Consider the following 24480-nt stretch of genomic DNA (forward strand, 5'->3'; position numbering starts at 1 on the left):
GTTTAACGGCCAGTTCTTTAAACTCGGTCGTGTAAGCTTTTTTTGGTATCCTGTTCATCATTTGTCTTTCCAAAGTTACGTTTATTTTACGTCACCTTTGGGGAACTAAATTTCGGGGGAAGCTCAAAAGGGGCAAGAAATATGATGGTTATTCACGTGGAATAACGCATATCTCACCGACCTGTAGTCCCAATTCTATTATTGCCAGTTCCATGCGGTTTCACGCGTTTTGATCTGATTCGGCGACTTACTTATTTGCCGTTCGTTTCAACCACCGCATCAAGGTGCCAAGCAATGGCAATTTTTCATATAATTCTTCTGCTGCATCCCAATAATCCCTGTGCATCTGCACTTTGCCGTCCTCCGAAAAACGGACATGTGTCGCACCACGTATACACTGTTCATCAGGATTGAATTTTTTCATATAAAAATAAAAATCCCAGCACAGAAACGCTGTATCTCCTTGCAACACGGTCGAAGTAATTTTAAAACGAGGTTTTTCCACCTGAACAAACATATGCTGAAAAATATGCGTGACGGCTGGTAAACCGCGAACGTCATTAAATGGATCTTTGAAGTAAGCATCTACGCTATAAATCGTCGATAAATCCCGCGTTTGTTCAGGTGTCAGTGTTTCAAAAAAATGTACTAAGCGTTGTAAGCTGGTTTGGTGATCTATCATCAAGTTTCCTTATAAACCAGTGACTTTATGCACCAGATAGAAATAAGTACGATACGGTAGTAAGCGTGCAAGTCGCAACCAGTTGGTAAAACGTTTTGGAAAATGGATATGAAAATCGCCTTTTTCTAAGCCTTTGACAAGCGCTGCCGCCGCGTCGTGTGCAGTCATAAGCGCAGGCATCTCAAAGTCATTATTTTCAGTCATTGGTGTTGCTACAAAGCCCGGATTGATGAGATACACCGCTATATTACGTGGACGTAAATCAATGAACAGGGATTCACATAAATTAATGATGGCCGCTTTGCTGGGGCCATAAACTAAGGCCTTTGGTAAGCCGGACAAACCAGCGACAGAGCCCACAATACCGATGCCGCCACTTCCTTGTTTCAGAAGCGTTGGCAAGACGACATCGAGGCAATGATAGACGCCACGCACATTGATATCCAATAGGTGATTGACCGCCGCCATGTCAAAACTGTCGACCCGCATTTCATTGTAGGTTCCAGCAACAACTAAGACTAGGTCGATGGTTTTCCAACGTTGCAGGAGCCGTTCGTGCGCCGCCTGTAAGCTCGCCAGGTCAGTGATATCGACAGGTTCTATGAGTGCCTGCGGATAACCTTTTGCTGTTTCCTGCAAACTCAGTACTTGACGTGCTGACAAAGCAACTTCAGCGCCGTAGCTAAGTAATCGTTTAGCAGTTTCAGCACCAATGCCAGTTGACGCGCCGATCACCCACACTCGCCGCTGTTTCCAATTCTGAATAAGCGGGTTCATTGCTGTTGACCATCACGTTTAGTGAAAGACAACGTCACGCTGCCGAGTTCGATACCAAACTTGCGCATAATGGCGCGATTGAGCATGATTTTATTATCCATTAACACCATCGTGTCATCGAAGTCGACATGGTAAGTGCTGCCATCGACAGGCAAGGCAAGGACATAGTTCCAATGCAAGATATTTCCGGATACCGTGCCATCGGCACTGCCAATCACATCGGCTGCTGTACCGACGAAATGATCCGGTGCAGTTTGTTTTAGCGTCCAGACGCGGCGTTGTTTGGTGCCGTCTGAGTACACAAAAGCCTCATCTAGTGTGCCTGTATCGCCATCCCAATGACATTGCATCACCACCGTAAAACGTTTGACGATCTTCCCTGAACGATCCTGAAACATCCCCCATGCATCGACTGTACCGTTAAAGTAAGTCCGTAAATCCAGAGAAGGTTTCTCTTGCCGATAAACAGAGGGATCGATGTTGCTAGCGCACGAAGTCAATAACAGCAGCAGACTAAGTAACGCCAGACAACGGAGGGTAAATGAGGGTTTCATGATGCGTCCTTTTTAGTACAGAAGTTCAATGAGATGGCGGAGTGAGACCAAGTAACTTTTTTCGTAAATCAGGCGCGGATGTGTGTTGATCAAGCCAGATGGCAAAGAAAGCGCGGGCAAATTCAGCATCGCGGATTTCTCCTAATAATTTGCCGTCCAGATAAAACCGTGCCGTTTCATTAGGGACGTAAATTCCGGTGATATGCGTCCCTTCTTTGACATCTGGAAATAGCGCTGTCATTTGCTGTAACCATTGTTGGCGCTGCGTCGTGCTACCCAGTTGTAACTTCTCCATCTCTTGCACGCTGGCATCTGCGATCTTGCGTCCTACCAGACTTCTGGCATAACGTAGGTCGAGCGCAATCTTTTGCTTTGGCTGATCACTCCATCCATCAGGACCAGTCCACAAACTGGCGTCGTAGATGCTCAGACCAAACCAACGATACGTTCCACTCCCCTTGAGACTTACTTGCGGTATCTCCAGCAGAATGTGCGATGGCGGTGTGGTCGATGTTTCGGCAAATGAGACACCGATACATCCATAGCAGAACCACAGCAAGCAAGCGGTGACTGATAACCAGTGCCGGGATATCATTTTTTTACAAGCGTGAACTGCGCGACATTAATATTGCCAGCACGGAATCCTGCTTCACAATACGCCAGATAAAATTCCCATGTACGGATAAACTCATCGTCAAAACCTTGCGCTTTGACTTCACTGACTTTTTCCATAAACGTTTTTCGCCACTCTAACAAAGTACGCGCATAGTCCAAACCAAACGTGAAGGTGTTGACAACGTCAAGTCCGTGCTCGTTGGCAAGTCGTTGGAAGATTTCTATCGACGGCAACATACCGCCAGGGAAGATGTATTGTTGAATAAAGTCCGTCCCTTTGCGATAACGCTCAAATAATTCATCAGCAATGACGATCGTCTGAATACAAGCGCGCCCACCTTGTTTCAGATTCCGCTGCAGGCATGAGAAGTAACCTGGCCAGTATTCTTCACCGACTGCTTCAAACATTTCAATTGATGCGATCGCATCATAATCGCCGTGGGCATCGCGATAATCCTGGATCTGTAGATCACTGCGGCCATGTAGCCCAGCATGTTGTAATCGCTCTCGGGCAAAATGTAATTGTTCCGTTGACAGTGTTAGCCCAGTCACATGGGCGTTTGCATCCCTTGTCGCTATTTCTGCAAAACCGCCCCAACCACAACCAATCTCTAAAATCTTGGCATTCGATGGTAGTGCCAGTTGTTCTAGAATACGGCGATATTTTGTTTGTTGTGCGTCATGTAAATTATCCACCTGATCACCAGCGAATAGGGCGCTAGAGTAGGTCATCGACGGATCGAGCCACAAGCGATAGAAATCGTTACCAATATCGTAGTGTGCATGGATATTTTTCTTGCTGCCAGACTTTGAATTCCGGTTCAGAAAGTGTTTGATACGATAGAGCAAGTTACCCCACCACGTCCCATAGATCACCGACTCCAGATGGTCACGATTACGGGTAATCAGTTCAATTAATCCGGCTAGGTTATTGCTTGTCCAGTGTCCAGCGATATAACTTTCTGCAAAACCGATATCGCCTGATTTCAGCACAGAACGATAAATTTGCCAGTTTTTTAGATTAAGGGTGATGTGTCGATGAGCTTCATCTGCCCGACCAAAATGGGCTATCTGACCATCAGGAAATTGTATCGCCAGCGTGCCATGCTCAAGTTTGTTGAGCATGCTGACAACAAAGCGTGCTTCAGCGGGGAAATGTCCCATATCTAAATGATTTTCACGAACAGTCGTCGACATAACAGTAGAGTGTAATGTGCTCATCGGCTCACCTCTTTGGATGGGGGAAGTGGTTTAGAAAAGAAGGGTACGCGTTTGATAAAAAGCCGCAGTGCCTGAATATGGATTCTGGCAACAACACCCATCGTCATCAGCGGGTAGCTAAGCATGAGCGAGAGAATTTTTCTGTCGTTCAACGCACATTCAGTACCGATAATACTGGTCAATAGCAATGGCCCCACTGCATCGTCGTAGTCAATGTTGGCAACGTGATGATGCGTCGTTGCCCCACTGTTTGATTGAGTCTGTTGCAAAAAACGGAAACGATATCCACCTTCGACTGGGCAAAATGGTGAGACGTGAAAAAGTTTCTTGGCCTTGAGCTCTTCGCCATTTTTCATGGACTCGCCATGCGCCAATAAATAGATATGTTTTTCACCAAAGGTATTGCGAACTTCGCAGACAATGGCCCGCAAACTCCCATCTATATGGTGGCAAAACCAGAAAGAGACAGGATTAAACACGTAGCCGAGTACCCGCGGAAAACACTGAAGCCAGATTTCGCCTTTGGCATCGTGGATGTGTTCATTTTCTAGTAATTGATCAATCCATGCGCTCGGTGTTTGTTTACCGTCACCATGGTCTTTGTCGAAAAAAGACAAAAGGTTAAAGCGATTATGTGAAAACCAGCGACAGTCATTGCGTTCAACGGATGCCGCCATCGTACGCATTGGCAAGCGTAAAAAATAGACGCCGTATTTGAATGCATTTTTTGCCGGACGAAGGCGGATATGGGCTACTTCACCAACACACAGGCGTACAGAAGCTTGATTCGCGATGGACGCAGAGGATGTCATCTCAGGCCGCTTTACTTTCTGATTGTTTGTATTCAACTGGGTCGCGGTGACTAATCGCCGCAGCAACGTTGAGACCGGATTTCAGCCCGTCTTCATGGAAGCCATAGTTTGTCCACGCCCCAGCAAACCAGACGCCGCGTTTGCCTTGGATCGCCGGTAACTGTTGCTGTGCACGAATCGCTGCTTTATCAAAGACAGGATGGGAATAATCATAACTATCGATGATCTGATCTGCGCGAGGTTCCTCGATGGGATTGAGGGTGACGATGACAGGCGTTGTGAACGGTAAAGGTTGTAACTGGTTGAGCAGGTAATGGACACACACGCGGCTTTCGTCGCCAGTTTTGCTTTGGTAGTTCCATGCTGACCAGGTTTTTTTGTTGGAGGGTAAAAAGCTGCTGTCGGTATGGAGCACAGCACGATTCGCCTGGTACTTAACGGCGGACAGGATTTGTTTTTCGTGTTCGTTTGCGTCACTCAGTAACTTGAGTGTCTGATCGCTGTGCGTCGCCATGATGACGTCATCAAATTCTTGTAACCCATTGGTGGCGTGTACGACCATTTTACCGTTTGGGTTAGCATAGACTGCTTTGACTGGCGTATTCAGATGTCGATGGGCGATATATGGCAGCATTTTATCGACATAGTGCCGTGCACCGCCGCGTACTGTGTACCATTGCGGTCTGTCAGTGACTTGCAGCAAGCCGTGGTTATGACAGAAATTGACGAAGGAAGCCAACGGAAATGCCATCATCGTTGCAGTGGGGCAAGACCAGATGCAGGCTGCCATCGGTAATAGATACCAGTTGCGGAATTCCTCGCTGTAATGATGCTGATCGAGAAATGTAGCTAACGGCGTTTGAAATTCTTGGTTGTCTTTGCTCAGTGCTAGTGCGGTGGTTTGTTTGTTAAAGCGGACAATATCGCGCAGCATGCGCAGAAAACTTGGGCTGAGAAGGTTGCGCTTTTGCGCAAAGACGGTGCTTAGATCAGCGCCACCCCATTCTAGGGTGCGTTTTCCTAGCGGCATTTTGACTGAAAATGACATGTCGGTCGCTGCGGTATCAATCTGTAACTCTGCAAAAAGGCGCACCAGGTTGGGGTAAGTTTTATGGTTGAAGACCAAAAAACCAGTATCCACACCGTATGTCTGCCCTTCCAGGGTTATATCGACAGTATGTGTATGTCCCCCAAAGTAGGCGTTTGCTTCAAACAGGCTGACTTCATACCCCGCTTTACTCAGCTCGTAAGCGCTGGAGAGTCCGGAGATACCAGAACCAATCACTGCGATTTTCGTCATGAGGCTGTCTCGTTTTTAAGTTAGGATCATTGCCAAACTAGCAAAGTTATAGTAGTACAGCAGCGAACAGTGAATTGTAGATTTTTGCAAAATCATCTCTCCACTGCCGTTTTCCTTACATCCCTAAGATGCTGTGATGAAAGGAAGTTGATTCACTGCACATCGAATGAATAATATCGGCGAAAATTTATCGCTTAGGATAAAATATGACCGTTAATTCCATTTCGTGACTCATCAGTCACAAAATATACTACAAAGTTTTCTTTTGTGCAGAAAAAATCATGCAAATAAAAATTCCTTTTAAAAAACAACAGTTTGACGCACGTGAAGAAGCCATCATCGATGCGGTCAATCGTCTTTTGTCTGAAAAAGGCTATGACCTCATGACGATGGATGACGTCGCTGATGCAGTGGGAATTGCCAAAGGCAGTCTGTACAAACACTTTTCATCCAAAGAACGTTTGGCGGCGGCCGCCCTGACGCGCTTATTAAAAGCAACGCTGGAAGAACTGGAGAAATTGCCAGAAGAACAGTCAGCGATCCAAAAAATTAAACACATCCTCGCGTGGTCGCTGCGCCTGCGCCTCCACGGTGGCGTTCCTCATTTGCCATCGACCAGTTTGACGTTGCAGCGGAGTCTGATGCTCAATCTCGATTATGTGATGGTGGCGCTGAAGGTACACAAGCGTTTTCACGCAATGGTCGCTGCGGCAAGGGAGCAAGGTGCTTTGACGCCGTTGGTTCCTGATGATGTGTTGGTCTACACTTTATATTCCAGAGCCTGTGATCCGACGATGGAGTTTTTGTTGCGAGATAAAAAACTGACGCATGATCAGATTGTGGATGCGATGGTGCATGCGACGATTGGGGGCTTTTTATCTGAGCCGGCGAGGGGGGGATCGCTCTGATTTTTTGCATGTTATTCCTGCGAAGATAGCAATTCAGTGGCGTTTTTTAATTTGTGAGATTGCCCTTCGTGGGTGGCGGCCGGGAGTGGCCCAGCTGCCGCTTTCCTTTCTTGTTGCGACAAGAAAGATAACCCAAAGAAACGCCCCTCTCCCACAAGCGGAAGGCCTGTCTATGGGGAGGGGGCGCAAGTGCTGAGTTCTATCAGCACTGCCACTCACTTACTGCGCAAGCGCCTTCTCAATATCTGCGATCAGCTTTTTATCATTCGGCGTCGTCACACTCGAATACGCTTGGACGACGTTACCTTTGCGGTCAATCAGGTATTTGTAGAAATTCCACTTTGGCGTCGTACCGGTGGCTTTGATCAGCTCTGCGTGTAATGGGTTGACCTGATCGCCTTTGACTGACGACTTGGCAAACATCGGAAACTTGACGCCATACGTATTGAAGCAGAAATCGGCGATTTCTTTGCTTGTTCCTGGTTCTTGCTTACCAAAATCGTTAGAGGGAAACCCTAACACGACCAAGCCCTTATCAGCATACTTGGCATACATCTTTTCCAGACCTTCATATTGACTGGTGAAACCGCAGTAACTCGCTGTATTGACCACCAGTGTCACTTTTCCTTTGTACTGACACAAATCTTGTGGGCTGTCATCCTGCAAACGATTGAACGTGTGGTGCAAAATTGCAGGACAAGCTTCTGGGGTCTCGGCAAACGCACTGCTAGAAAAGCCTGCTAATAACGCCATACTGAGGATTAATTTGCTGTTCATGTCGGACTCCTGATTGAGAGAATGCAATAGTAGCTGAGACGGGAAAACTCTGCTGAATGACGCCTTTATATGAAAATTGAATATGAATTGGCGAAAAACTTCGTTTTAAAATATAAGGCTACGCTTTATTCTGAAATCCAGATCGAATTACTTACATCGGATTTCATATGCCTAAGACAATAAAACAGACAACATTTTCCCGTTTGCTTAGTACGCTGGTGCTGAGTGTCGCTACATTGGTTCCTGTCGCGGCTCACAGCGCAGATGTCACGCTTCTTAACGTTTCTTATGACCCAACCCGTGAATTGTTCCTAGATGTCAACCAAGCGTTTGCAAAACAATGGCAAGCTAAGACCGGCGACAAAGTGTCCATCAAACAATCGCATGGTGGTTCAGGAAAACAGGCGCGCTCTGTCATTGATGGTCTCGATGCAGATGTGGTGACGTTGGCGCTTGCCTATGACGTGGATGCGATTGCCGAGCGTGGATTGTTGGCCAAAAACTGGCAACAACGTTTGCCACACCATGCAACACCTTATACGTCGACGATCGTTTTTTTGGTGCGTAAAGGTAATCCAAAAGGGATCAAAGACTGGCCGGATCTGATCAAATCAGGTGTTTCCGTCATTACTGCTAATCCAAAAACCTCCGGCGGCGCGCGTTGGGCTTATCTGGCGGCGTGGGGCTATGCGCAAAAAGCACCAAGTGGATCGCCAGCAACCGCTAAAGAGTATGTTTCTAAACTGTTTAAAAATGTACCCGTACTCGATTCTGGTGCACGCGGTGCGACAGTCACCTTCACAGAACGTGGAATCGGTGATGTCTTGTTATCGTGGGAAAACGAAGCGCACTTAGCATTGAAAGAATTTGGCGCAGACAAGTTTGAAATCGTAACGCCGTCAATCAGTGTACTGGCGGAGCCACCAGTGTCAGTCGTTGATAAAGTAGTAGACAAACATGGCACCCGCAAAGTAGCAGAAGCCTACCTGAACTTCCTCTACACAGATGCTGCCCAAGATATTATCGGCAACAACTTCTATCGCCCGAGTGATGAGCGCGCAGCGAAGAAATTTGCCAGTAAGTTCCCGGACATTAAATTATTTACCATCGACGACACGTTTGGTGGCTGGACCAAAGCGCAGAAAGATCATTTTGCTGACGGTGGGATCTTTGATCAGATTTATCTGAGCGGAAAAAAATAAAACGACTGCTGCGCCAGGGTGCCAATGAACTGGCGCAGTCTGTTTTCTAAAGAAAGAATATCCTATGTCTATCCTTCTTCTCTCTGGTAGCCCTTCATCACCATCACGCTCTAGTCGCTTACTTAGCCATATTGGACAGCGCCTCAATGCGCATGGTCAACGTACTGTCAGTATTCATGTACGTGATTTACCAGCACAAGCATTGTTGCACGCAGATTTTGGTGATCCTGAACTCCAAGCAGCGCAACAAATTCTCAAGCAAGCGGATGCGATTGTAATTGCAACGCCGATTTATAAAGCGGCTTATAGCGGTCTGTTAAAAACGTTTTTGGATGTGTTGCCGCAAGAAGGATTGGCTGGAAAAATCGTTTTGCCATTAGCCGTCGGCGGCGGGCAGTCACACATGTTGGCGCTGGATTATGGTTTACGTCCAATTTTGCAGGCGTTAGGTGCACACCACGTGTTGCAGAGCATTTATGCGACTGAACCACAAATCGTGTGGAACGACATCAGTGGTCTGCAGATTGCTTCTGAGATCGAAAAGCGAGTTGAGCAAGGCGTCAATGCGTTGCTCGACAGTCTGCAATGTCATTACGCTCAAACAGGAAAGCGTTCTGCAGAAGAGGGTAAGGAAGTAGATGCCCCCACAGCAGTAACTGCATAACAACTGCAGGCGAAACATCGCCGCTAACTATACCAATAGACATCATGCGACATGCACTTCATTGCTGCAGGGGGCGATATTGTCTGTAGGTTCTGAAAAACGAAATCAGTTCAGAAATTAAAGTTAACAAAGGATAGAAAGATGGAACGACACCGACAAACCCGCCGCCATACGATTGCCATATTATCCGCTATGTTGGCGAGTGGATTGGCGAGTGTAGCTGCACCCGGTTTCACACAAAATAAAGTCAGTAGCACACTGCGCATCGGCTACCAGAAATATGGCCCGTTGACGATTCTTAAAGGGACGGGCGCTTTGGAAAAACGATTGGTCCCGTTAGGCGTCGACGTGAAATGGACTGAATTTACAGCAGGGCCACAATTGCTTGAAGGTCTCAACGTTGGCAGTATCGATTTTGGTACAACTGGGGAAGCGCCGCCGATTTTTGCGCAAGCTGCTGGGGCTGATTTGGTGTATGTCGCCAACGAGCCAGCCGCACCAGGGGGTGAGGCGATTATTGTACCTAAGACGTCTACCTTGAAATCAGTCGCAGACTTAAAGGGTAAAAAAATCGTTCTGAATAAAGGATCGAACGTCCATTATCTACTCGTCAAAGTATTAGAAAAAGCAGGCATTGCCTATCGCGATGTAGAAACCATTTTTCTGCCACCAGCCGATGCCCGTGCCGCCTTCGAACGCGGTAGCGCGGATGCCTGGGTCATTTGGGATCCCTTTTTAGCCGCCGCAGAAAAACAACTCGGTGCGCGTATTCTGGCTGATGGAAAAGGGACAGTCAGTAATCATCAGTTTTATCTGGCTGCACGTCCTTATGCACAAAAACATCCAGAGGTCTTGAAAGCCTTACTTGATGAGCTTGCCCGTGCAGATGAATGGATACTGCAAAACGTGAAACAAACAACGACGATTTTTTCATCACAAACGGGCTTACCTACTGATGTGGTGGAGCTATCAAATGGACGTTTCAGTTTCCATGTGCAGCCAATCAGTGAACAAGTGATTCGTGAGCAGCAGAGCATCGCTGATACCTTCGCTGATCTGAAACTAATCCCTAAAAAAATACAAATAAAAGACGCTGTGTTTGATATTAAATCCAGCACGAAATAAGGAGAACGAGATGAGTCTGAATATTTTTTGGTTTATTCCAACCCATGGTGATAGTCGTTATTTAGGAACGACTCAGGGTGCACGCGATATTAACTACGATTATCTGCGACAGATCGCCGTTGCCGCTGATACCCAAGGCTATGACGGCGTGTTATTGCCAACAGGTCGTTCCTGCGAAGATGCTTGGGTTGTTGCATCCAGTCTGATGAGTGCCACCAAAAAATTAAAATTTCTGGTGGCATTGCGTCCAGGATTGACGACACCTGGTCTGGCTGTACGCATGGCGTCAACGTTTGATCGCCTGTCTAACGGACGTTTGCTGGTCAATATCGTCACCGGTGGTGATCAGGGGGAGCTTGAAGCTGATGGACTCTATGCAGATCACGCAAAACGTTATGAAATTACCGATGAATTTTTACGCATCTGGCGCGCCTCCTTAGCGGGCGAGGGCGGTGATGCAGGGTATGATTTTAATGGTAAGCATCTGACTGTGAAAGGTGCAAAAACACTCTATCCGCCAGTCCAGACACCGCATCCACCCCTGTATTTTGGCGGCTCTTCAGAGCCTGCGCATGAGTTGGCGGCGGAACAGGTTGATGTGTATCTGACGTGGGGTGAACCACCCGCAGCCGTTGCAGAAAAAATTGCTGACATGCGTGCACGTGCTGCCAAGCACGGACGCACATTGCGCTTTGGTATCCGTTTGCATGTGATTGTCCGTGAAACTAATGACGAGGCATGGGCAGCAGCCAACGATCTGATTCGTTATGTTGACGACGATGTGATCGCCCGGGCACAAAAAGCATTCGCGAAAATGGATTCTGTTGGTCAGCAACGGATGGTTGCCTTGCACGGTGGCAACCGTGACAAGTTAGAAGTGTCACCAAATTTGTGGGCGGGTGTTGGCCTGGTTCGTGGTGGTGCAGGTACAGCGTTGGTTGGTGATCCTGAAACAGTTGCAGCGCGGATCAAGGAATACGCTGATCTGGGTATCGATACGTTTATCTTCTCTGGTTATCCGCACCTCGAAGAATCGTATCGTTTCGCTGAACTCGTGTTCCCATTGATTGGTAAGGCATTACCGCGGGTGACCAGTTCTGTGACGGGTCCGTTTGGCGAAATCATGGCAAATGGCATCGCCCCCAAGGTGTCGCAGAGCTAAATCCAGATACAAAGTAACAACAACGAGGAGTTACCGAAGTGGGACCATTTATTACGGAAATCAGTGAGGTGGCGCCTGATCCCAGCGTCGCTGAGCGCTTATCAGGCGATGGCCGTACGTCATCATCCTCAGTGTCGGCGCTTGGTGAAGATATTGCTGCGATCCTCAGCAATATCGGCACATTACTGCGGCATACAACGCCTTGGTTTGCGCCATGGGCGGTACCATTATTATTGATTGTGAGTTGGCAACTGGCAGCACAATTCGGTTACTTGTCAAGCCGGATTTTGCCAGAGCCACTGGCAGTTCTGAAGGCATTTTGGAACTTGACGGTGTCAGGTGAAATTTTCATCCATGTTAAAACCAGCTTATGGCGTGCTATCTCTGGGTTTCTGGTCGGTGGCAGCTTAGGGCTGATGCTTGGACTGCTGACAGGAACCTTTCGCACGGCAGAAACGTTGCTTGATACCACCTTACAGATGGTACGCAATATTCCTGCTCTGGCCCTCTTACCGTTGGTGATTTTGTGGTTTGGCATTGATGAGTCTGCAAAACTGTTTCTGGTATCGGTCGGCGTATTTTTTCCCGTGTATCTCAACACCTTTCATGGTATCCGTTCGGTCGATAAAGGATTGATCGAAATGGCGCGTAGTTACGGACTCTCAGGTTGGTCTTTATATCGTGATGTGATTTTGCCAGGCGCCTTGCCATCAATCCTCGTCGGTGTGCGTTTTGCGTTGGGGCTGGTGTGGGTGTTGTTGATTGTGGCAGAGACGATTTCTGCGCAGGCTGGCATCGGCTACATGACGATGAATGCGCGCGAATTTTTGCAAACGGATGTCGTATTGGTCGGTATTTTGTTATATGCCTTATTAGGTAAATTAGCCGATAGCTTATCGCGTGCTGTTGAATACCGTAGCTTGCGCTGGCATCCAGGTTATCAAAGGAGAAATCGTCATGGCTGAAACGCTGGCAAATTCATCGTCAACTGTGGCGCGCATCGCTGCACTGCGCAAGGAGTTGGATGACGACGGTGAGCTGACCGTCAATGGTCGTCTGACGACAGAACCGGGCGGTTCTGTCGGGACAACAATTGATTTACGTCACCTACAAAAGTCCTATGCCAGTCGTCAGGTGTTGAAATCCTTGAATCTGCATATCGCACCAGGTGAGTTTGTTGCTGTCATTGGTCGTAGTGGCTGCGGAAAAAGCACTTTATTGCGCTTGCTGGCAGGACTGGAACGTGCCGATGCAGGCACTTTGCAGCTGAGAAACCATCAGTCTCCCGCTGCGATACCCACGATTCAGGATAGCGGCACACGCGTTATGTTTCAGGACGCTCGCCTGTTACCTTGGAAAACAGTATTAGATAACGTTCGACTGGGCTTAGAAGGTAACCGCCATCATACGAAAAAAATTGCGGAAGCCACATTAGCGAAAGTGGCACTGGATGATCGTGCTGCGGAATGGCCCTCTATTTTGTCGGGAGGCCAGCGACAACGTGTGGCCTTGGCACGTGCTCTTATTCATCAACCCTCACTATTGTTGTTAGATGAACCACTCGGTGCCTTGGATGCGCTTACACGTATCGAGATGCAGTCATTGATTGAGCAATTATGGCTAGAGCAAGGTTTCACAGCAGTGCTTGTTACGCATGATGTGCAAGAGGCCATCGCTCTGGCTGATCGAGTAATTTTGATTGAAGAGGGACAGGTAAGCCTTGACCTGAAAGTCAATCTCCCACGTCCGAGAGCAAGGGGTGATGCCCACTTTGCGGAGCTGGAAGACCATATATTAAAACGTGTATTACGTCACCCTTCCACGTTGGATAACAGTGATGTAGAGAGTACTGATGCTCAATCACGATTGGCGACGTTCAATCCTTTAACGTGGGCAGTGTAGAGGAAAGCAATGTGTGTGGACAAACAAGTACCGATCCAAAAATAGTCCAGATTTATTGCCACATTTTTAATCATTCATTTTAATTATTCATTTTTCCAACAAATTTTGCGCATTTCAGTTGATGCATCACTTAATGCAGAACAAACAGCGCTTAACCTGAAAGAAAGTTCATCATGACAATTCAAGCTATTAACGTACGTAATCAGTTCCGCGGCAAGATCAAAGCGATTATCGAAGGTTCAGTCGTTTCTGAAGTCGATGTCGAAACCCCAGCTGGCATTGTGACGTCGGTGATTACGACGCGCTCTATCAGGGATCTTAATCTGGTGATCGGTAGCGAAGTCGTCGCGCTGGTGAAGGCGACCGAAGTTTCTATCGCCAAATTGTAATTGCTGCTCATCAGAGACAGCGCGGGTAATAACGTGCTGTTTCTGTTGATGCGGGGAAAAACGAAAGGAAAAACACGATGCAACACGTGACCTTACAACATTATCTGAGTCGCTTGCAGGGCTCATTGGCGAGCAGTAATTTATGGCTTGATGAGCAGGGGCGTGCACGTGGGCGCTACTTTAATGCCAGTCTGACCAGCTCTTTTCAGTCGATCCGTTCTGGGAGCGATTTGCGTATTGTTGCTTTTGAAGGCTATGCACGTAGTTATGATCCAAATGATCAGGGGCTCAATATTTGGCGCTTACTCGATTATGTTGCTAACGATGAAGAATCAGTTGAGCTCGACCGCCTATGCCGTTTACTACATACGATCAATTTCTATCGGCAACAAACGACGAGCGAACTGGATTTATTTCTCAGCGTCCATAGCCGCTTGCTGGCCGCTGTCGAAGGTAATCATGGCGCGGCTTTCCGGCGGATTCTTGATGTACTTGAATTGCCGCATCAGCAGATCGTTTTACAGTTGCCACAAATTACACCAAGCCAGCGCTGGGTATTGACGCATGTTGCAGAAAATTATCGCCGTAATGGGTTCCGCATCGGTGTGAATGCGGCCAATCTTGAACAAGCAAGTGATCTGCTGGGGCGTGTCAGACCAGATACGCTCAAAATTGATGTCAGTGCTGCCAATAACTCAGCCGCGCAGATCGCGTTGCTGGAGCAAGCCGACCGCGGTCAATGCCAAGTGATTTTCCGTAAGATAGAAACCGAACGTCAGCTCGCTCAGTTGCAAACAGCCAATAACACTGTTCATCCTTACGCAGTGCAAGGGTTCTTTTTTGATACCCCTCGAGCGAGTCTTGCTGCTGAAACAGACACATCCGAGCCGCTGAGTAAGCAAATTGAGCTCGATAGTGTATGTGTATAAATTGAATCGATATGCGTTAAACGTCTAAAGACATAACAAAAAATTCGTTTTTCATATATGCAAAACCTGCCAATATGTCTTCTCTTTAGTTGATTTCGTAATTAGGACAACATTGAAATCGTCCCGGCAAGGTAAGACAAGGCGACGCAACGCGAGTAATTGAGTGTCAGCAACACCGCACAATGAATACAGCAGCGTCAGTCTGGCATACCCCACATAGCAAACACTATCGCCACCATGCCGCTGGGACGGCTTTCGCGCTGTCCCCTCTTAAAGGCTAGACATGGCATTGGCTGTAACGACCTCATCACCTGTATCTACCCGCAAGCGAGTGATCCCTGGCTTTCACTTGTCGTTGGGTTTTACCTTGTTTTATCTCGGGCTGATTGTACTGATCCCGCTTTCTGCTGTTTTTCTTAAAACCTTCACCATGACGTGGCCAGCATTCTGGGACACCATCAGTTCAGAACGCGTTGTTGCCTCTTATCGTCTGACATTTGGTGCCTCGTTCTTGGCCGCGCTCATTAACGTCGTCTTTGGCGGTATCGTCTCGTGGGTGTTGGTGCGCTATGAGTTTCCCGGCAAGCGTTTTATTGACGCCATGGTCGATTTGCCGTTTGCCTTACCGACGGCTGTCGCCGGTATCACCTTGGCCACCTTGTATGCGCCGAATGGCTGGATTGGTCAATTGTTGGCACCATTGGGAATTAAAGTCGCCTTTACACCGTTAGGTGTGTTGGTGGCGCTGACTTTTATCGGTTTGCCCTTCGTTGTGCGGACTGTGCAGCCTGTGTTGGAAGAAGCGGAAAAAGAATTAGAAGAAGCGGCATTGAGTCTGGGGGCAAGCCATTGGCAAACGTTCACCCGCGTGACATTGCCGACGATTTTACCTGCGCTGATGACAGGGTTCGCACTCGCCTTTGCACGCGCTACTGGTGAATATGGTTCCGTAATTTTTATTGCCGGCAATATGCCGATGATTTCTGAAATCACGCCATTATTCATGATCACCAAATTGGAACAATATGACTACGCTGGCGCAACAGCCATTGCTGTCGTGATGTTAGTTCTGTCGTTTAGTTTGTTATTGGCAATTAATGCATTGCAGGCGTGGATGCGCCGTCGTCAAGCAGCAGGGAGTAAGGTATGAGCGCAATTTCTGTACAACCCGCTACGCCAGTGCGCCGCGTAGAACCGCCACTGAGTCTGGCGGCAACAACCGAGCCTCGTTGGATACGATATGCCCTGATGTTGGCGGCGTTTGGTTTCCTGACCTTATTTTTGTTTGTGCCATTGGTTGCCGTATTTATTGAAGCCTTCAAAAAAGGTTGGCAGGTCTATCTCGACTCAATTACTGAACCCGATGCATTGTCAGCGATCCGTCTGACGCTGATTGCCGCTGGGATTGCCGTGCCATTGAATCTAGTGTTTGGTGTAGCAGCAGCGTGGACAATTGCTAAATTTGAATTCAAAGGTAAGAGTGTATTACTGACGCTCATCGATTTACCCTTTTCAGTATCGCCAGTAATTTCGGGATTGATTTACGTACTCTTGTTTGGTGCGCAAGGATGGTTTGGAGAATGGTTGCGTGATCATGACATCAAGATTTTGTTTGCAGTACCAGGGATTGTATTGGCAACGATTTTTGTGACTTTTCCTTTCGTGGCGCGTGAGTTAATTCCCCTCATGCAGGCACAAGGTAGTGAGGAAGAAGAGGCTGCGCTGGTATTGGGAGCGTCAGGCTGGCAAACATTCTGGCATGTGACATTGCCAAATATCAAATGGGGTTTGTTATACGGCGTGATTTTGTGTAATGCGCGTGCGATGGGCGAATTCGGCGCGGTGTCCGTGGTGTCCGGACATATCCGTGGCGAGACCAACACCATGCCGCTTCAAGTAGAAATTTTGTATAACGAGTACAACTTTGCAGCTGCGTTTGCAGTCGCCTCTTTGTTGACTTTATTGGCCTTGCTGACGCTCGCATTGAAAGCACTTGTCGAATGGCGTACCAATGAGAGTCAAGCACCACTGGACCAGATTAGTTAAGTATTTGCCGGAGAATTTATGAGTATCGCTGTTAAACAATTACAAAAGCGTTTTGGTCAATTCACGGCACTCGATAATGTGTCGCTAGAATTTCCGGATGGTGAACTGACGGCTTTATTAGGCCCTTCAGGCTGCGGTAAAACCACACTGCTGCGTATTATCGCGGGTCTAGAATATGCAGATCAGGGACAGATTCTGCTTGATGGACAAGATGCGTCGCAGCAGCACGTGCGCGAGCGTCAGGTCGGCTTTGTGTTTCAACATTATGCGTTGTTCAAACACATGACGATCTTTGAAAACATCGCGTTTGGATTGCGTGTGAAACCGCGCGCCCAGCGTCCGAGTGAGGCGCAGATCAAAGAAAAAGTCACCAAGTTACTTGAGTTGGTGCAGCTTGACTGGCTGGCAGATCGCTATCCGCCACAGCTATCTGGTGGTCAGCGTCAACGTATTGCATTGGCCCGCGCCTTGGCTGTTGAGCCTCGTGTGTTGTTATTGGATGAACCGTTTGGTGCGTTGGATGCGAAGGTCCGTAAAGAGTTGCGTCGCTGGTTGCGTCGTCTGCATGATGATCTGCATGTGACGAGTATTTTTGTGACCCATGATCAAGAAGAGGCTCTCGAAGTTGCTGACAAAATTGTGGTGATGAATCATGGCAAGGTCGAACAGGTGGGTGCGCCGGGTGACGTGTATCAGCATCCGGCAACGCCCTTCGTTTATGGCTTCTTGGGTAATGTGAACTTGTTCCGTGGCCGTGTCCATGAAGGCATTCTGGATGCGGATGGTGTCGCCCTGTCGTCACCAGCGCACGCAGAAACACGTGATGCGTTTGGTACTGCTTATGTCCGTCCACACGAGTTTGAGGTTGACCGGTATTCACCAGGTGCTGAAGGACTGATCGCGCAATTACGTCGTATCCATAGCATCGGCCCGCTGGCACAGTTAGAGCTGGAACGTGAGGATAATGGCGATGTGCTGGAAGTCATGATTTCCACCGAGCGATATCAATATTTAAAACTGAAAGTGGGTGAAGTCTTAGTGGTCAAACCGAAGCGCTTACACGTTTTCGTTGATAACCACTCATCGACAAATGGCCAAATCTGATCGCCGCCCTACCGTCATATTACAGATGCATTTAGCCGAGAGTTAATCATGAATTTTCAACAATTACGTTCTATCCGCGAAGCTTCGCGCCGTGGTTTTAACCTGACAGAAGTCGCCAATGTCCTCTTCACATCGCAACCGGGTGTCAGCCGCCAGATTCGTGAGTTGGAAGAAGAACTTGGCGTCGATATTTTTGAACGCAATGGCAAACGCCTGACCGGTCTCACTGAGCCTGGTAAAGGCATTTTGCCTATCGTTGAACGCCTGTTGCTTGAAGCAGAAAATCTGCAACAAGCGGGCAATGAGTACTCTGATCAGACGAAAGGCACATTGACGATTGCCACCACTCATACGCAGGCACGCTATGTGTTGCCGAAAGTAGTACAACAATTCCGTCAGGCGTTTCCGGATGTCCGCATCGCTTTGCAACAAAGTTCGCCAGACCATATCGCTGAATGGGTGTTGTCTGGTAAAGCAGATATCGGTATCGCAACCGAAGGTCTGTCGCAATTTAAAGATCTGGTGTCGTTTGCCTGCTACCAATGGAATCACGTGTTAGTGGTGCCAGAAAATCATCCTTTATTAAAAAAAGAGATTGTGTCGTTAGAGGATATTTCCAATTATCCTTTGATTACCTATGACGTCGGTTTTACTGGACGTGGCCACATTGATGCGGCATTTCAGGAAGCGGGCCTGCGCACGGATATCGTCTTGACGGCCATGGATTCGGACGTGATTCAGCAATATGTCGCGCTGGATTTGGGCGTTGGTATTGTCGCATCAATGGCTATCGAGTCGAACCGTAACAACAACTTGCGTACTATAGCGGTTGATCATCTGTTCACGCCCAATGTGACGCGTTTAGCGGTGCGACGTGGCGCCTATTTACGTACCTATACCTATGATTTTATCCGTCAGTTCGCGCCTGAACTGAGTAAAGACGACATCATTAGTGCCGTTAGCGAGGCCGATACTATCTGAGTATGTGATGCTGTCATAACATAAACGACGGCCTCGCTTCGAGGCCGTGTCGTGCAGCTGTCACAGGTCTCTGTTAGAATTTGAAGCAGGTTTTTTTACTGTCTATTCTTTCGAGGCTGATCATGCTTTACCCAGAATTGTTCAAATCCTTAGAGCAAGTGCGTTGGAATATGGATACCGATATTCCGTGGGACCAATACGATGCCTCGAAGCTGACGCCTGAACAGGCGCAGACAATCAAAATGAACGCCATTACGGAATGGTCGGCGCTGCCAGCGACAGAAATGTTTTTGCGCGACAACCGTGACGATAGTGATTTTTCGGCATTTATGTCGATTTGGTTTTTTGAAGAACAAAAGCATTCCTTGGTGTTGATGGAGTATCTGCGCCGTTTTCATCCTGAGCTAGTACCCACCGAAGCGGAGCTCGATAATGTCCGTTTTGAATTCGATCCCGCGCCGCGTCTTGAGACATTGATGCTGCATTTCTGCGGCGAAATCCGCCTCAACCACTGGTATCGTTGTGCATCCGAATGGCATACCGAGCCTGTCATCAAACACATTTACAAAATTATTAGCCAGGATGAGGCACGCCATGGTGGTGCCTATCTGCGTTATATGAAAAAGTCGCTGGCAGAGGTCGGTGATGTAGCACGCGCAGCGTTCGCTAAAATCGGGGTGTTAATGGCATCTGCCAGACGGACTGAAAAACCCTTGCATCCCACGAATTTGCATGTCAATCAGGCATTGTTTCCGCAAGATACCATTCAAAGCCGTTTGCCTGATCCTGACTGGCTGGAACGTTGGCTGGATGGCCAGATTAAGTTTGATGGGGTGTGGGAGAAGAAAGTTGTTGATCGCATTCTGCACAACATGTCACTCTTGTTTGAGCGTAGTTTTGAGACAGTTCAGGATTTGAACCGCTACCGCAAAGAAATCTCGCAACGTCTGGTATTGACCCCCGTTTAAGCCGCAACCAGAGTACTGCCGTGTACAATAGCCGCTACGCTTTGCTGCAGTAGCGGCTATTTTATTTTTGTTTCTTGATTAACTTTACGATCCCATGCCTGAATTTGAACAAAAAATTACCAGTCGCGAAGAGCTGGTTGCGCGGATTGCCGCTTTGCCAAAACCAGTGGTACTGACCAATGGTGTATTTGATATTTTGCATCGCGGTCACGTGACTTACCTAGCGCAAGCGCGTGCCATTGGGGCGTCGCTCGTGGTTGCTGTTAATACGGATGCTTCCGTAAAGCGTCTGGGTAAGGGCGACGACCGTCCGATTAACCTCTGTGAAGATCGTCTGGCGGTCCTTGCTGCGCTGGAATCGGTGAGTCTGGTTGTACCGTTTGACGAAGACACAGCGCTAGAAGTTGTGCAACAGGCTCGTCCCGAGATCTACGTCAAAGGTGGCGATTACCAGATGGATGCCATCCCAGAAGGACAAGCAGTACTTGCCTACGGCGGTGCTGTGCATGCGATTGCCTTTGAGCACGAACGTTCCACCACGCGCCTTTTACAAAAAGTCCGTGGCATTAGCTGATACGGGTTTGACATCGTTGATCATTTTTGTCGTATCGATGCCAGACTCTAGGAGAGTCGTTGCGTAGGAGAGTCCCGCATGTCAGATACAACTGAGCCCCGTCAAAGCGCCACCATGTGCGTTTCTGGTTAGAAGATACGTTGGATGAATCAGGCAGATCATTATGGATCGGTGCGGCCACTTTTGATGCCGGTGTCGGGCTAAGTCATACGACAGGACAGATTACGCATCATATCGCTGCAGAGGTTGATCAGGAGCGGGATAAGCTGCTTGCTGATTTGCAGAAAACAGGTTCGCTGGTGATTCAGTGGATTGATTCGTTTCAGCCTGTGCGTGAGGGCAAAAATGGTGGTGGCGATCGTTTTGTGACGGATGGTAAGTTGGGGGTAGTAGAAGAGCATTGAAGTTTTTTCGACGCTCTGTTCTTCTTCAATGTGTCAGATTGCCCTTTGGGTGCCGTCACTGCGTGTCGGCACCAATTGCCTTGTCTCAAGTGGAAAAGGTCAAAACCAAAGTCAACACAACCTTCCAACTTAAGCGCCGCCGACAAACCCGTTCTGACGCCACGCTTCATACACTACAACAGCCACGGTATTCGACAAGTTCAGGCTGCGGTTGTCAGGACGCATCGGCAAACGGATTCGTTGTGCTTCCGGAAAGCTATTCCGTAATTCGGGTGCTAGGCCGCGGGTTTCGGCACCAAAGACAAAATAATCACCTGGCTTAAACTCTGCATTCGCAAACACGCCAGATCCGTGCGTAGTGAGCGCAAACATACGACGTTGATCTGGTTGTTCCTGAGCGAGGAAAACTTCCCAGTTTTTATGCACTTTCATTGTTGCATAATCATGGTAATCTAGTCCTGCACGTTTCATTTTGCTATCGTCCAGCGGGAAACCCAAAGGTTCGATCAGGTGCAACTGGACACCCGTGTTTGCGCACAAGCGAATGATATTGCCAGTATTTGGTGGTATTTCGGGCTCAACTAAGACGACGTGAAACAAGGTATTTCCTTAATAAAAATGAGGTGGTGTGCGGGCAAACACATAATTCGTGACTTTTGCCGCACCAAAGCGTTTCAGCATTGTAGCGATTTCATGCAGGGTCATGCCAGTCGTCATTACATCGTCAACGATACCAACGTGTGCGCCTTTTACTTTTGACAACCAAGTTTCATCGAGCATAAACGCATTTATAACGTTTTTCACGCGGGCGACAGGTGTCAGGCTGCTTTGTTGGCTGGTCTCTCGAATGCGGTGTATTGCCTGGACCGCGAACGGTATGCCAAGATGTTTGGCTAAGGGTCTAGCAATTTCAGTCGCCTGATTAAAACCTCTTTCGCGTAATCTGCGCTCTCCTAATGGTACGGCACATAAGACATCAGGCAGGCTCGCCGGTGTGTACTGCAAAATCGCATCTCTTAACATGCGGGCAAATAAAGGTGCTAAGGCCAGTTGGTGGCCGAATTTGAGCGCCAATACCATTTGATCTCGTGGTGCAGCGTAATCACACGCGACAATACTGGCATCGAAAGCAGGTGGGTTTTGCAGACAATCGCCACAACGCGGGGTGTTTGCGCCGGGTGGCATGGGCAATGCGCACTGCACACAACGGTCTATCGCCTGATTGAAATAGCAAGTATGGCAATCATTGCACAGTAATTCTGCTTGCTGTGCGTGACAAAGCACGCAACTGCAAGGCAGCAACGTGGTTATAGTCGCGTTTAGGCTTTTTCGAACGATCAGAGGCAAATGGAGCATAGGCATGCGGCAAATAGGCAGCAAATCTGCATGAGACATCACAAACGTGTAAACTGCAACCTTACCACATTCACTTCCAAACTTAGTTCGTTTCCCTTCTATGCTCAGTGCTCCTATCGATCTGCAACTGGTTCGCCAGCTTTTTTCTCGTCCTGAAAAAATTGCTCCATCTAATTTTTTACGTAGAGAAATTGCTGGACGCATGCGCGAAAAGCTGGAGCTAGTCAAAATTCAGCCAGCGCGCGTGCTCGATGCTGGCTGTGGTGCTGGCGCCGATTTACCTGATCTGCAAAGAATGTATCCAGAAACGCAGGTACTGGGTCTGGACGCCGCTTTGCCGATGTTGACGCACATCCAGCAGCAAGAACATGCCGCCATGAGCGCCGTTGGACGCCTATTGGCAAAATGGACGCCAGCCGCTTTGCGTAGCGAACAGGGCGCCACCTTGCTATGTGGCGACTTTGCCAGCGTACCACTGGCGCCGCAGAGCGTTGATCTGATTTGGTCAAATCTAGCGTTACATTGGCATCCGCAGCCTGATCTGGTTTTTGCCGAGTGGCGCCGTATTTTGCGTACCGAAGGTTTGCTGATGTTTTCTTGCTTTGGTCCGGATACCCTTATCGAATTGCGCGACGCTTTTGCGGAAGTTGATTCGACACCGCACGTGTTGCCATTTGTGGATATGCATGATTTTGGCGATATGCTGGTCAATGCTGGATTTGCGACACCGGTCATGGATATGGAAAAAATCACACTGACCTATCAAGATCCACATAAACTTCTGGCTGACGTTCGTGCCTTAGGCGGTAATCCTTTAAGCACACGCCGTCAAGGCTTAAGTGGAAAAAATGCCTACCATGCCTTGCATGCAGCGCTAGAGCGTCAACGTGCCGCCGATGGTCGCATCAAGCTTACGTTTGAGGTCGTCTACGGCCACGCTTTCCGTCCAGTCAGTCGCAAAACGGCTGCTGGTGAATCGATAGTGCGCTTTGATTTTCCGAAAAATCGTGATTAAGATGTAGCGCATTCTGCGGATGTTTTTTCTAGGTTGTTAAAATCAAATATCGGCAGAATTTTTATTTTTATCGGAAGAATTTCTGTTTACTATTGCAAAAAATCCGTTTTCAGAATTGCATCTGAAGACGGATTTTTTTTTGGTATATCTGTTTTTTCAATAACGATATTGTTCCGTGAACATGTCCGACATCTTCAAAAGTAAAAGCGGAAAAAATTCTGAATATAGGCACGAGCTTACCGCTTGATGTAGCGCATTGTGCTACATCTCAACAGAAGCAATACACATTCATTCTTCATTCTCCTCAATAGTACTGAGGTAATTGTTACCAGTTATTCTAAATTGAAATAAACGGTAAAAGGCATTTTTTCTCAATTTTTTCGCTGGCATTATCTGTTGCAAACAATACCAAAAAATAAGCAATTAAATGGCTTTGTTGAATTAAAAAATTCAACAGTGGATTGACTTATTTTATAAATAAATAACCTGCGCTTTGATGTTGTAAGACGGAACTCTCGCCCGTTTTTAATAGCGAGAATTAGGAGGTAATTGTATGGATGTTTTAATGCCAAAAAATATGGATGAAGGTAAGCAAGCCGACAGCTTTATCGAAGTTTCTATTGAGCAGATTGAAGCTCGAGAAGAGATGGGATGTATTTGTTCAACAGATTTTTGGAGTACTCCCGCAAAATGAGTATTGAACAACTGCTAGTTCAATCATTCGTTGATGTATCAGCGGTGCAGATTGATAGTGAAGGGTTGGTAACACGAGAAAAATAGACACACGTGAAGAACAGTCGTGTGCTTGTCTTTGTTATTACCCGGCACAGTAAGTAGTTAATTTCATGGTCGGACACCATTTATTTGGTATCCGACCTCAAAATATATTCGCGAGTTCAATTTTGAAGTGCAAGCGTATTTTTGAAGAATACCTGATTGGGTGTAAGGTATCCTAATCTTTTTCTTGGTCGATTATTCAGTCTTTTCATGGCGTGATCAATCTCCTGTTGTGT

At 47.7% G+C, this 24480-nt stretch carries 27 protein-coding genes and 2 pseudogenes; 18 read left to right on the top strand and 11 right to left on the bottom strand.

Annotated elements, in window-relative coordinates; all coding sequences use genetic code 11:
- Positions 1–247 precede the first annotated feature (247 nt).
- Genes ACO0KV_RS17290 through ACO0KV_RS17320 form a run of 7 tightly spaced genes read right to left on the bottom strand, consistent with a single transcriptional unit; the run spans position 248 to position 5961 of the window.
- The gene (locus ACO0KV_RS17290; protein WP_423044233.1) at positions 248–682 is read right to left on the bottom strand and encodes a nuclear transport factor 2 family protein; all 435 of its coding nucleotides are present in this window, start codon (positions 680–682) and stop codon (positions 248–250) included.
- Between the two features lie 9 nt (positions 683–691).
- Positions 692–1459, bottom strand: coding sequence for an SDR family NAD(P)-dependent oxidoreductase (locus tag ACO0KV_RS17295; protein WP_423044235.1), 768 nt, complete (start codon positions 1457–1459; stop codon positions 692–694).
- The gene (locus ACO0KV_RS17300) at positions 1456–2013 is read right to left on the bottom strand and encodes a DUF3833 domain-containing protein (RefSeq protein ID WP_423044237.1); all 558 of its coding nucleotides are present in this window, start codon (positions 2011–2013) and stop codon (positions 1456–1458) included. The genes ACO0KV_RS17295 and ACO0KV_RS17300 overlap by 4 nt, the downstream gene beginning before the upstream one ends.
- 25 nt (positions 2014–2038) lie before the next feature.
- Positions 2039–2608, bottom strand: coding sequence for a chalcone isomerase family protein (locus ACO0KV_RS17305; RefSeq protein ID WP_423044239.1), 570 nt, complete (start codon positions 2606–2608; stop codon positions 2039–2041).
- Positions 2605–3849: a class I SAM-dependent methyltransferase gene (locus ACO0KV_RS17310; protein ID WP_423044241.1), complete on the bottom strand. Its 1245-nt coding sequence runs from the start codon at positions 3847–3849 to the stop codon at positions 2605–2607. The genes ACO0KV_RS17305 and ACO0KV_RS17310 overlap by 4 nt, the downstream gene beginning before the upstream one ends.
- Positions 3846–4661 carry a DUF1365 domain-containing protein gene (locus ACO0KV_RS17315; protein ID WP_423044242.1) on the bottom strand — a complete coding sequence of 272 codons (816 nt, stop codon included), beginning with the start codon at positions 4659–4661 and terminating at the stop codon, positions 3846–3848. The genes ACO0KV_RS17310 and ACO0KV_RS17315 overlap by 4 nt, the downstream gene beginning before the upstream one ends.
- Position 4662: 1 nt before the next feature.
- Positions 4663–5961, bottom strand: coding sequence for an NAD(P)/FAD-dependent oxidoreductase (locus tag ACO0KV_RS17320; RefSeq protein ID WP_423044244.1), 1299 nt, complete (start codon positions 5959–5961; stop codon positions 4663–4665).
- Between the two features lie 281 nt (positions 5962–6242).
- On the opposite strand from ACO0KV_RS17320, the gene ACO0KV_RS17325 reads away from it, so the two are divergent.
- Positions 6243–6869, top strand: a complete 627-nt coding sequence (locus tag ACO0KV_RS17325) for a TetR/AcrR family transcriptional regulator (RefSeq protein WP_423044246.1) — start codon at positions 6243–6245, stop codon at positions 6867–6869.
- 219 nt (positions 6870–7088) lie between these two features.
- Here ACO0KV_RS17325 and ACO0KV_RS17330 read toward each other — a convergent pair whose 3' ends face one another.
- The gene (locus tag ACO0KV_RS17330; protein ID WP_423044278.1) at positions 7089–7622 is read right to left on the bottom strand and encodes a glutathione peroxidase; all 534 of its coding nucleotides are present in this window, start codon (positions 7620–7622) and stop codon (positions 7089–7091) included.
- 191 nt (positions 7623–7813) lie between these two features.
- Between ACO0KV_RS17330 and ACO0KV_RS17335 the strand changes: the two genes are divergently transcribed.
- The 15 genes and pseudogenes from ACO0KV_RS17335 to ACO0KV_RS17405 all read left to right on the top strand — a co-directional run.
- A complete protein-coding gene (locus ACO0KV_RS17335) occupies positions 7814–8848 on the top strand; it encodes a sulfate ABC transporter substrate-binding protein (protein WP_423044247.1) in 1035 nt (344 codons plus the stop codon).
- 64 nt (positions 8849–8912) lie between these two features.
- Positions 8913–9512, top strand: coding sequence for an NADPH-dependent FMN reductase (gene ssuE, locus ACO0KV_RS17340; RefSeq protein WP_423044249.1), 600 nt, complete (start codon positions 8913–8915; stop codon positions 9510–9512).
- A 141-nt stretch (positions 9513–9653) separates the two neighbouring features.
- The gene (locus ACO0KV_RS17345; RefSeq protein WP_423044251.1) at positions 9654–10637 is read left to right on the top strand and encodes a sulfonate ABC transporter substrate-binding protein; all 984 of its coding nucleotides are present in this window, start codon (positions 9654–9656) and stop codon (positions 10635–10637) included.
- Positions 10638–10653: 16 nt separating this feature from the next.
- Positions 10654–11799 (top strand): FMNH2-dependent alkanesulfonate monooxygenase, encoded by a 1146-nt coding sequence (gene ssuD / locus ACO0KV_RS17350; protein ID WP_423044280.1) that lies wholly within the window; start codon positions 10654–10656, stop codon positions 11797–11799.
- Positions 11800–11951: 152 nt separating this feature from the next.
- A complete protein-coding gene (gene ssuC, locus ACO0KV_RS17355) occupies positions 11952–12764 on the top strand; it encodes an aliphatic sulfonate ABC transporter permease SsuC (protein WP_423044282.1) in 813 nt (270 codons plus the stop codon).
- On the top strand, positions 12757–13701 hold the full coding sequence (locus tag ACO0KV_RS17360) for an ATP-binding cassette domain-containing protein (protein WP_423044253.1): 945 nt from the start codon (positions 12757–12759) through the stop codon (positions 13699–13701). Before ssuC ends, ACO0KV_RS17360 begins: the two co-directional genes overlap by 8 nt.
- 173 nt (positions 13702–13874) lie before the next feature.
- A complete protein-coding gene (locus ACO0KV_RS17365) occupies positions 13875–14090 on the top strand; it encodes a TOBE domain-containing protein (RefSeq protein WP_423044255.1) in 216 nt (71 codons plus the stop codon).
- Between the two features lie 77 nt (positions 14091–14167).
- The gene (locus tag ACO0KV_RS17370) at positions 14168–15019 is read left to right on the top strand and encodes an EAL domain-containing protein (protein WP_423044257.1); all 852 of its coding nucleotides are present in this window, start codon (positions 14168–14170) and stop codon (positions 15017–15019) included.
- 283 nt (positions 15020–15302) lie between these two features.
- Entirely contained in the window at positions 15303–16169 is an 867-nt protein-coding gene (gene cysT / locus ACO0KV_RS17375) for a sulfate ABC transporter permease subunit CysT (RefSeq protein WP_423044259.1), read from the top strand.
- Entirely contained in the window at positions 16166–17065 is a 900-nt protein-coding gene (cysW, locus tag ACO0KV_RS17380; RefSeq protein ID WP_423044261.1) for a sulfate ABC transporter permease subunit CysW, read from the top strand. The genes cysT and cysW overlap by 4 nt, the downstream gene beginning before the upstream one ends.
- Before the next feature lie 18 nt (positions 17066–17083).
- A complete protein-coding gene (locus ACO0KV_RS17385; RefSeq protein WP_423044263.1) occupies positions 17084–18169 on the top strand; it encodes a sulfate/molybdate ABC transporter ATP-binding protein in 1086 nt (361 codons plus the stop codon).
- Between the two features lie 48 nt (positions 18170–18217).
- Entirely contained in the window at positions 18218–19150 is a 933-nt protein-coding gene (locus ACO0KV_RS17390; protein ID WP_423044265.1) for a CysB family HTH-type transcriptional regulator, read from the top strand.
- 122 nt (positions 19151–19272) lie between these two features.
- A complete protein-coding gene (locus ACO0KV_RS17395) occupies positions 19273–20118 on the top strand; it encodes a ferritin-like domain-containing protein (RefSeq protein ID WP_423044267.1) in 846 nt (281 codons plus the stop codon).
- 94 nt (positions 20119–20212) lie between these two features.
- On the top strand, positions 20213–20692 hold the full coding sequence (gene rfaE2, locus ACO0KV_RS17400; protein ID WP_423044269.1) for a D-glycero-beta-D-manno-heptose 1-phosphate adenylyltransferase: 480 nt from the start codon (positions 20213–20215) through the stop codon (positions 20690–20692).
- 110 nt (positions 20693–20802) lie between these two features.
- Positions 20803–21096: pseudogene (locus tag ACO0KV_RS17405) on the top strand (LssY C-terminal domain-containing protein); the annotation flags it as partial.
- A gap of 129 nt (positions 21097–21225) precedes the next feature.
- Here the strand turns inward: ACO0KV_RS17405 and trmL are convergent.
- Together trmL and ACO0KV_RS17415 are read right to left on the bottom strand one after the other, a co-directional pair.
- Positions 21226–21696: a tRNA (uridine(34)/cytosine(34)/5-carboxymethylaminomethyluridine(34)-2'-O)-methyltransferase TrmL gene (gene trmL, locus ACO0KV_RS17410; RefSeq protein WP_423044271.1), complete on the bottom strand. Its 471-nt coding sequence runs from the start codon at positions 21694–21696 to the stop codon at positions 21226–21228.
- A 9-nt stretch (positions 21697–21705) separates the two neighbouring features.
- Positions 21706–22281 (bottom strand): ComF family protein, encoded by a 576-nt coding sequence (locus ACO0KV_RS17415; RefSeq protein ID WP_423044273.1) that lies wholly within the window; start codon positions 22279–22281, stop codon positions 21706–21708.
- Positions 22282–22552: 271 nt separating this feature from the next.
- On the opposite strand from ACO0KV_RS17415, the gene ACO0KV_RS17420 reads away from it, so the two are divergent.
- Both ACO0KV_RS17420 and ACO0KV_RS17425 read left to right on the top strand, forming a co-directional pair.
- Positions 22553–23467, top strand: a complete 915-nt coding sequence (locus tag ACO0KV_RS17420; protein ID WP_423044275.1) for a methyltransferase domain-containing protein — start codon at positions 22553–22555, stop codon at positions 23465–23467.
- Between the two features lie 553 nt (positions 23468–24020).
- Positions 24021–24161, top strand: coding sequence for a hypothetical protein (locus tag ACO0KV_RS17425; RefSeq protein WP_423044276.1), 141 nt, complete (start codon positions 24021–24023; stop codon positions 24159–24161).
- 202 nt (positions 24162–24363) lie between these two features.
- On the opposite strand, the pseudogene ACO0KV_RS17430 reads toward ACO0KV_RS17425, so the two are convergent.
- Positions 24364–24480 (bottom strand): annotated as a pseudogene (locus tag ACO0KV_RS17430) (IS30 family transposase); the annotation flags it as partial.

The organism is Undibacterium sp. RuRC25W (assembly GCF_049339825.1).
Taxonomy (GTDB): Bacteria; Pseudomonadota; Gammaproteobacteria; order Burkholderiales; family Burkholderiaceae_D; genus Undibacterium.

Coding starts and splice junctions, on each gene's coding strand:
- cysT (WP_423044259.1), top strand. CDS start 15,303: ATGGCATTGGCTGTAACGACCTCATCACCTGTATCTACCCGCAAGCGA.
- ACO0KV_RS17345 (WP_423044251.1), top strand. CDS start 9,654: ATGGAACGACACCGACAAACCCGCCGCCATACGATTGCCATATTATCC.
- ACO0KV_RS17415 (WP_423044273.1), bottom strand. CDS start 22,281: ATGCCACCCGGCGCAAACACCCCGCGTTGTGGCGATTGTCTGCAAAAC.
- ACO0KV_RS17335 (WP_423044247.1), top strand. CDS start 7,814: ATGCCTAAGACAATAAAACAGACAACATTTTCCCGTTTGCTTAGTACG.
- ACO0KV_RS17310 (WP_423044241.1), bottom strand. CDS start 3,849: ATGAGCACATTACACTCTACTGTTATGTCGACGACTGTTCGTGAAAAT.
- ACO0KV_RS17290 (WP_423044233.1), bottom strand. CDS start 682: ATGATAGATCACCAAACCAGCTTACAACGCTTAGTACATTTTTTTGAA.
- ACO0KV_RS17420 (WP_423044275.1), top strand. CDS start 22,553: ATGCTCAGTGCTCCTATCGATCTGCAACTGGTTCGCCAGCTTTTTTCT.
- ACO0KV_RS17300 (WP_423044237.1), bottom strand. CDS start 2,013: ATGAAACCCTCATTTACCCTCCGTTGTCTGGCGTTACTTAGTCTGCTG.
- ACO0KV_RS17360 (WP_423044253.1), top strand. CDS start 12,757: ATGGCTGAAACGCTGGCAAATTCATCGTCAACTGTGGCGCGCATCGCT.
- ACO0KV_RS17385 (WP_423044263.1), top strand. CDS start 17,084: ATGAGTATCGCTGTTAAACAATTACAAAAGCGTTTTGGTCAATTCACG.
- ACO0KV_RS17305 (WP_423044239.1), bottom strand. CDS start 2,608: ATGATATCCCGGCACTGGTTATCAGTCACCGCTTGCTTGCTGTGGTTC.
- rfaE2 (WP_423044269.1), top strand. CDS start 20,213: ATGCCTGAATTTGAACAAAAAATTACCAGTCGCGAAGAGCTGGTTGCG.
- ACO0KV_RS17395 (WP_423044267.1), top strand. CDS start 19,273: ATGCTTTACCCAGAATTGTTCAAATCCTTAGAGCAAGTGCGTTGGAAT.
- ACO0KV_RS17390 (WP_423044265.1), top strand. CDS start 18,218: ATGAATTTTCAACAATTACGTTCTATCCGCGAAGCTTCGCGCCGTGGT.
- cysW (WP_423044261.1), top strand. CDS start 16,166: ATGAGCGCAATTTCTGTACAACCCGCTACGCCAGTGCGCCGCGTAGAA.
- ACO0KV_RS17365 (WP_423044255.1), top strand. CDS start 13,875: ATGACAATTCAAGCTATTAACGTACGTAATCAGTTCCGCGGCAAGATC.
- ssuE (WP_423044249.1), top strand. CDS start 8,913: ATGTCTATCCTTCTTCTCTCTGGTAGCCCTTCATCACCATCACGCTCT.
- ACO0KV_RS17315 (WP_423044242.1), bottom strand. CDS start 4,661: ATGACATCCTCTGCGTCCATCGCGAATCAAGCTTCTGTACGCCTGTGT.
- ACO0KV_RS17295 (WP_423044235.1), bottom strand. CDS start 1,459: ATGAACCCGCTTATTCAGAATTGGAAACAGCGGCGAGTGTGGGTGATC.
- ACO0KV_RS17425 (WP_423044276.1), top strand. CDS start 24,021: ATGGATGTTTTAATGCCAAAAAATATGGATGAAGGTAAGCAAGCCGAC.
- ACO0KV_RS17330 (WP_423044278.1), bottom strand. CDS start 7,622: ATGGCGTTATTAGCAGGCTTTTCTAGCAGTGCGTTTGCCGAGACCCCA.
- ACO0KV_RS17370 (WP_423044257.1), top strand. CDS start 14,168: ATGCAACACGTGACCTTACAACATTATCTGAGTCGCTTGCAGGGCTCA.
- ACO0KV_RS17325 (WP_423044246.1), top strand. CDS start 6,243: ATGCAAATAAAAATTCCTTTTAAAAAACAACAGTTTGACGCACGTGAA.
- ACO0KV_RS17320 (WP_423044244.1), bottom strand. CDS start 5,961: ATGACGAAAATCGCAGTGATTGGTTCTGGTATCTCCGGACTCTCCAGC.